Consider the following 1,771-nt stretch of genomic DNA (forward strand, 5'->3'; position numbering starts at 1 on the left):
GTGCTCGGTTCAGGCGGGGTCTCGCTCGAACTCGCTTCGCTCAGACAATCGCGATCCCTGATCCGCCTGAACCTGCGCTCCTCGGCGCAKACAGAAGGGSTAATCGGGAGCGGGGACTGAAGACAAATACCAACTCCAATACCRACAAGGACACGCCATGGCGTGTCCTTGTTTCTTCAGGTATTCGTATTCCTTCCCCACCCCCTTGTGGATGCGCCGAGGAGCGSAGGKCCAGACGGATCAGGGCAAAAACTTGTTTGAGCCGCAGGCGAGTTGTTTTTGACCCCGGCTGGMCCGAGCACCGCAGGTTGCCCGTAGCGYAGCGAAGGGACGCAGGAACCAGGGTCGCCTTTTCTTTGCTTACTTTCTTTTGGCGAAGCAAAAGAAAGTGAGTTGCATGCCGGGCAACCCCCGGCCAGCAAGACTCAGCAAAGAGCTCGGCCACAACATCACCAACCGCTCGATCAGGCGAGGGGCCGCCTCACACAAACCTCCCGAACACACCCCCGTAGCCACCGATGCCCAGGATCCGCATCCAGCCGCGGATGCCAGAGCAATGACACCGTGATCTCCGGCGTGGAGACCGGCAGCGCAAAACTGTGCATTCCGGCGCGCAGGTTCCCGGTATGCCGTTCGGGAACCGTGGCGATCAAGTCGGAAGACCGGGCCAGTGCCAGTGCCGCCGCAAAGCCGCCGACGATGGTGGCGATCTCCCTTTCGAGCCCGAATGGGTGCAAGGCTTCATCCACCGGCCCCTTGCCCTGGCCCCGCCGCGAGACGTCGATATGCCTGCCGGCGGCGTAGCGGGCGGGCGTGATCTCTCCCTCGCCCAGCGGGTGTCCCATTCGCACGACGCCGACGAACCGGTCCCGGAACAAGGCCTGCACCCGCAGCTCCGGTGCCGCCGTCTTTCCCACCACGCCGGTTTCAAGGTCGACGGTCCCGTCGCGAAGCTGTGTGCTGTCCTTGTCGAGCTTCTGTACGAAGCACAGCCGTACGCCGGGTGCTTCATTCGCGACGCGTGCAATAAGCTCTGGCCCGAAGTTCTCCACAAAACCTTCGCGCGTGCGCAGCGTGAACGTGCGGACCAGCTGTTTGAGCTTGAGCTTTTTGGCGGGGCGCAGCACCGCTTCTGCGTCTTGCACAAGCTGACTGACGCGCTCACGGAGTTCGACGGCCCGCGGTGTGGGAACAAGGCCGCGTCCAGCCCTGACCAGCAGCGGGTCGCCGGTTGTTTCGCGCAATCGGGCCAGCGCCCGGCTCATCGCTGACGGGCTCAGCCGCAGGCGCCGGGCTGCGCCCGCCACGCTGCCTTCCGCGAGCAGCACATCCAGGGTGACAAGAAGGTTGAAATCGGGCGCAGCCATGCATCGACCATAGCGCAATTTGGCCATGAGATGGCGTTAAACGCACTCATAAAGTGCAAATGATGCGTCTTCCGCCATGCCAGGTAAAGAACTACGCTCCCAGAGAGCTCCATTTCGGGGAACCACGACCCCCTCTACCTGTTTACCCGCTTGCCCACTTTGCCCACTGGACTATCTTGACCACTCCCATTGCACCCACTGTTCCATCAACAAACGCCAACGCGGAACCGGCGCCGCCGGTCCGATGGGTGCTGGCCAGCCTTTCACTGTCCATGCTGCTGTCCTCGCTCGGCACCAGCATCGCCAACGTGGGTTTGCCGGCGCTGGCCCAGGCGTTCAACGCCTCTTTTCAGGAAGTGCAGTGGGTGGTCCTGGCTTACCTGCTGTCCATCACCGCCCTGATC

The 1,771-nt window shown here is 62.6% G+C and carries 1 protein-coding gene and 1 pseudogene; one reads left to right on the top strand and one right to left on the bottom strand.

Translation table 11 applies throughout. From position 1 onward, the window contains the following. Positions 1 to 464: 464 nt before the first annotated feature. A complete protein-coding gene (locus AC1DWI_RS21660; protein WP_477668935.1) occupies positions 465 to 1,367 on the bottom strand; it encodes a LysR family transcriptional regulator in 903 nt (300 codons plus the stop codon). A 176-nt stretch (positions 1,368 to 1,543) separates the two neighbouring features. Here AC1DWI_RS21660 and AC1DWI_RS21665 point away from each other — a divergent pair. After that, a pseudogene (locus tag AC1DWI_RS21665) lies at positions 1,544 to 1,771 on the top strand (MFS transporter); the annotation flags it as partial.

The sequence above is a fragment of the Polaromonas sp. P3_C2 genome, from assembly GCF_056402675.1.

Bases quoted from the DNA above. Each gene is read 5' to 3' on its own strand.
- AC1DWI_RS21660 (WP_477668935.1), bottom strand. From the start codon at position 1,367: ATGGCTGCGCCCGATTTCAACCTTCTTGTCACCCTGGATGTGCTGCTC.